The following is a 4,841-nucleotide window of genomic DNA, read 5'->3' as shown; positions in this document are numbered from 1 at the left end:
CCAGCCGAGCGCATCGACGAGCGCGACCAGCGCGTCGTCGTCCACGCGCCGTGCGACGCCGCCCGCGTCGGTCCAGTCGGGTTGCAGGCCGGCCGCACGGGCGAGCGCCGCGATCGGGACGTCGGTCGTCATGAGGGGCTCCGTCCGTTCGTGCTGTGATGCCGCGCGTCCCGGTTGACCGCGCCGTCGCGCCATACGATGCAGGCGCGGGGCGGCACGTGCCCGCCGGGCAGCCGGTCGCGCGCCCGCGGCGGCGTCTCGAACACGATCTTGCCGACCGGCAGCGCGGGCAGCGTCGCGTCGTGCGAGCCGAGATTCAGCGCGATCGTCAGCGTGCTGCCGTCGCCGAGGCGCCAGCGCGCGACCAGTGCCGGCGGGTCGCCGTCGCCCGCGAGCAGTTCGACGCCGAGCGCCTGCGCGTTGGCCAGGTGCGGCGTCACGAGCGCCGCGCGCACGGCCAGCGCGCTGCGGTAGAAGCGCCGCCAGGCGGCCGCGTCGGGCCACGACTCGTCGGGCGGATGGTGCGACGACGAGCGCACGAAGGTCGCGATGTCGTTCGGGTCGGGAATCGCGTCGCGATGGGCGGCGTCGGCGAACGCGGGAAACGCGGCGAATTCGCGGCGCCGGCCTTCGCGCACCGCATCGGCGAGCGCGCCGCGATAGTCGGTGAAGAACTGGAACGGCTGCGTGCTGCCGTCTTCCTCGCCCATGAACAGCAGCGGGATCGACGGCGCGAGCAGCATCAGCGCGGTGGCCGCGCGCACCGCATCGTCGTTCGCGAGCGCGCGCAGCCGTTCGCCGAACGCGCGGTTGCCGACCTGGTCGTGGTTCTGCAGGAACACGACGAACGCGGTCGGCGGCAGGTGCGCGCTCGGCTCGCCGCGCGCGGCGCCGTCGTGCAGCGGCGACGGGTCGCCCTGGTACGCGAAGCCTTCGCCGAGCGTGCGCGCGAAATGGCGCAGCGGCGCATCGGCGTACGCGCGGTAGTAGCCGTCGCGCTCGCCGGTCAGCAGCACGTGCGCGCTGTTGTGGAAGTCGTCGTTCCATTGCGCGTCGAAGCCGCCGGGGCCGAGCAGGCTCGCAGTATTGCGCTCGTTCTCCAGCACGAGATGCACGTGGCGCGCGTCGCCCGCCTGCGCGCGCACGTGGCGCGCGAGTTCGCGCAGCCACGCGTCGTCGTCGATCGCGTGCGCGGCGTCGATGCGCAGCCCGTCGAAGCGGTATTCGTCGAGCCAGTACAGCGCGTTGTCGATGAAGAACGCGCTCGTCTGCGGGCGGGTGAAGTCGATCGCCGGCCCCCATGCGGTCTGCCGGTCCGCGCGGAAGAAGTCGGGCGCGTAGCGCGGCAGCAGGTTGCCGTCGGGGCCGAAGTGGTTGTACACGACGTCGAGGAATACCTGCAGCCCGAGCCCATGCGCGCTGTCGACCAGCGATTTCAGCTCCTCGGGCCGCCCGTACGACGCATCGGGCGCGAACGGCAACACGCCGTCGTAGCCCCAGTTGCGTGCGCCGGGAAACGCATTGACGGGCATCAGCTCGACGGCGGTCACGCCGAGTTCGGCGATCGCCGGCAGGCGCCGCTCGACGGCCGCGTAGCCGCCGCAGGCGCCGACATGCAGCTCGTACAGCACCGTTTCGTGCCACGGGCGGCCGCGCCACGCGTCGTGACGCCAGCGGTACGCGGCCGGATCGACGACCTGGCTGGGGCCGTGCACGTCGTACGGCTGAAAGCGCGACGCGGGATCGGCCACGGCCAGCGCGTCGTCGAGCAGGTAGCGGTACAGCGTGCCGGGGCCGCATGGCGCGATCGTCTCGAACCAGCCGTCGCCGGCAGGCGTCATCGGGATCGCGCGGCCGCCTTCGTCCTGCAGCTCGACGGCGGCGGTGCGGCTCGCGGGCGCCCACAGCCGGAAGCGCGTGCGGTCGGCCCCGACGCAGGTCGCGCCGAACGACGATTCGAATACATGCGTGCCGGTGGGGCGGGCGGAACGGGAAGTCATGGCGGTCCTCAGGAAGACTGATCGGGCGGCGGCACGGCCGCGACCGCGATCACGGCCGCATGCGCGGCGACGTCGAGCCCCACTTCCGGCCACGAGCGCGGGCCCGAGTCGGGCGTCGCGGTGTCGAGCAGGATGCGGTAATCGAGCACGGGCGCGGGCGGCATGAACGTGATGGTGTCGGCCGATGCGTTCAGCATCACGAGCAACGCCTCGGTGCGCCCGGTGCGGCCGGTGCCGACGCGCCGCATCGTCAGCGCGCGGCGTTCGCCGTCTTCCCACGCGGGCACGGTGAGCGCGTCGCCGCGTTCGTCGAACCAGTCGATCTCGCGCATGCCCGGCGCGCCGTCACGGTCGCCCGACGGGTAGCGCGGCGCCGACATCACCGGATACATGCGCCGCAGCGCGGCGAGCCGCGACACGAAGCGGGTCATCTGCACGCCGGCGTCGCTGTGCGCCAGGTCCCAGTCGAGCCAGGACAGTTCGTTATCCTGGCAATACGCGTTGTTGTTGCCGTGCTGCGTGCGGCCGAATTCGTCGCCGGCCACGAGCATCGGCGTGCCGAGCGCGGTAAATAGCGTCGCGAGCATCGAGCGCGCGACGCGCAGCCGCACGTCGCGGATCGCCGCGTCGTCGGTCGGCCCTTCGATGCCCCAGTTCGCGCTGCAGTTGTCGTCGCGGCCGTCGCGGTTGTCCTCGCCGTTCGCGTCGTTGTGCTTGCCCGCATACGACACGAGGTCGGCCAGCGTGAAGCCGTCGTGCGCGGTCACGAAATTGACCGAGGCCCACGTGCGGCGCCGGCCGTGATTGAACAGGTCGGCCGAGCCCGACAGCCGCGCGGCCAGTTCCGGGCGCTGCCCCGCGTCGCCGCGCCAGAAGCGTCGCACGGTGTCGCGAAACCGGTCGTTCCATTCGGCGAAGCCGGGGGGGTGACGGCCGAGCTGATAGCCGCCGGGGCCGAGATCCCACGGCTCGGTGATCAGCTTGCGCTGCGCGAGCACGGGGTCCTGCCGCAGCGCATCGAAGAACCCCGCGCCGGGCTCGAAGCCGTGATCCTCGCGGCCGAGCGTCACGCCGAGATCGAAGCGGAAGCCGTCGATGTTGAACGCGGTCGCCCAGTAGCGCAGCGAATCCATCACCATCTGCACGACGCGCGGATGCGACATGTTCAGCGTGTTGCCGCAGCCGGTTTCGTCGACGTGATAACGCGGATCGTCGGGCCGCAGCCGGTAATAGCTCGCGTTGTCGAGGCCGCGCCACGACAGCGTGGGCCCGAGCTGGTTGCCTTCGCACGTGTGGTTGTAGACCACGTCGAGCACGACCTCGATGCCGGCCGCATGCAGCTGGCGCACCGCGATGCGCATTTCGTCGAGCCGCCGCGTCGTCAGGTACGACGGCTCCGGCGCGAAGAACGCGGCCGTGTCGTAGCCCCAGTAGTTGCGCAGCCCGCGTTTCACGAGCTCGCGCTGCTGCAGGAACGCGTGGATCGGCAGCAGTTCGACCGTCGTCACGCCGATCGACAGCAGGTGATCGATGAACGCCGGATGCGCGAGCGACGCGAACGTGCCGCGCTCCGGCGGGCGCAGCCCGGCGCGGCGCATCGACGCGCCGCGCACGTGAGTCTCGTAGATCACGGTGCTGCGCCACGGCACGTTCGGGCGGCGGTCGTTGCTCCAGTCGAACGCTTCGTCGACGACCACCGCTTTCGGCATCGCGGGCGCCGAATCGCGGCGGTCCATCGACAGGTCGGCCCGGTTCGAATGCACGCGATAGCCGAACAGCGCGTCCGACCAGCGGAACTGGCCGACCAGCTTGCGCGCGTACGGGTCGAGCAGCAGCTTGGTCGGATTGAAGCGATGGCCGTGCTGCGGCTGGTACGGGCCGTCCGCGCGGAATCCGTACACGGTGCCCGGATGCGCGTTGGGCAGGTAGCCGTGCCACACCTCGTCGGTGCATTCGGGCAGGTCGAGGCGCGCGAGTTCCTTGCGGCCGGTCGGGTCGAACACGCACAGCTGGATGCGCTGCGCATGCGCGGAAAACACCGCGAAGTTGGTCCCGAGGCCGTCCCAACTGGCGCCGAGCGGATAGCTGCGGCCGGGTTCGAGACGGTCGGGCAGGGCGGTCGGCATGGGGTGGATCTCCGTGTCGGGGAGGTGAATGATCAGGCGGGAGTCAACCAGAGCGTCGCGAGCGGCGGCAGGCGCAGGCTCGCCGACCACGCCTCGCCGTGCGCGGGCACGGCTTCGGCCCACACGGCGCCGTCGTTGCCGGCGTTGGTGCCGCCGTACGACGCGGCATCGGTGTTCATCAGTTCGCGCCAGTGGCCGGGCGCGGGCAGGCCGAGCCGGTAACCGGCGCGCGGCACGGGCGTGAAGTTGCAGACGGCGACCACCAGACGCCCCGTATCGTCGCGGCGCGCGAACGCGAACACGCTGTTGTCGCGGTCGTCGCCGATCAGCCAGGAGAAGCCGGCCGCGTGGCAGTCGAGCGCATGCAGCGCCGGCTCGGCCGCGTACGCGCGGTTGAGATCGCGCACGAGCCGCTGCACGCCGCGATGCGCGGGCGCGTCGAGCAAATCCCAGTGCGGCGTCGCATCGTGCGCGAACTCGCTCCACTGCGCGAATTCGCTGCCCATGAACAGCAGCTTCTTGCCGGGGTGTGCCCACATGAAGCCGAAATACGCGCGCAGCGTCGCGAGCCGCTGCCACGCGTCGCCGGGCATCTTCGCGACGAGCGAGCCCTTGCCGTGCACGACCTCGTCGTGCGACAGCGGCAGCACGAAGCGCTCGGAGAACGCGTACACGAGCCCGAACGTCATCCGGTCGTGGTGATAGCGGCGGTGGA

General features: G+C 71.5%; 3 protein-coding genes. All 3 read right to left on the bottom strand.

Annotated features, from left to right (window positions below; translation table 11 throughout):
- Positions 1 to 128: 128 nt before the first annotated feature.
- Positions 129 to 2,000: a malto-oligosyltrehalose trehalohydrolase gene (gene treZ, locus H3O04_RS33950; RefSeq protein WP_202589356.1), complete on the bottom strand. Its 1,872-nt coding sequence runs from the start codon at positions 1,998 to 2,000 to the stop codon at positions 129 to 131.
- 8 nt (positions 2,001 to 2,008) lie between these two features.
- Positions 2,009 to 4,126, bottom strand: coding sequence for a glycogen debranching protein GlgX (gene glgX, locus H3O04_RS33945; protein WP_202589355.1), 2,118 nt, complete (start codon positions 4,124 to 4,126; stop codon positions 2,009 to 2,011).
- Between the two features lie 32 nt (positions 4,127 to 4,158).
- Positions 4,159 to 4,841 (bottom strand): alpha amylase C-terminal domain-containing protein (locus tag H3O04_RS33940; protein ID WP_202589354.1); only part of this gene is annotated, 683 nt, incomplete at its 5' end.

It is taken from the genome of Burkholderia sp. KCJ3K979 (genome assembly GCF_016759955.1).
Taxonomy (GTDB): Bacteria; Pseudomonadota; Gammaproteobacteria; order Burkholderiales; family Burkholderiaceae; genus Burkholderia; species Burkholderia orbicola.
The sequence above is the reverse complement of the archived record's forward strand: the minus strand, read 5'-3'. Positions and strand labels throughout refer to the sequence as shown.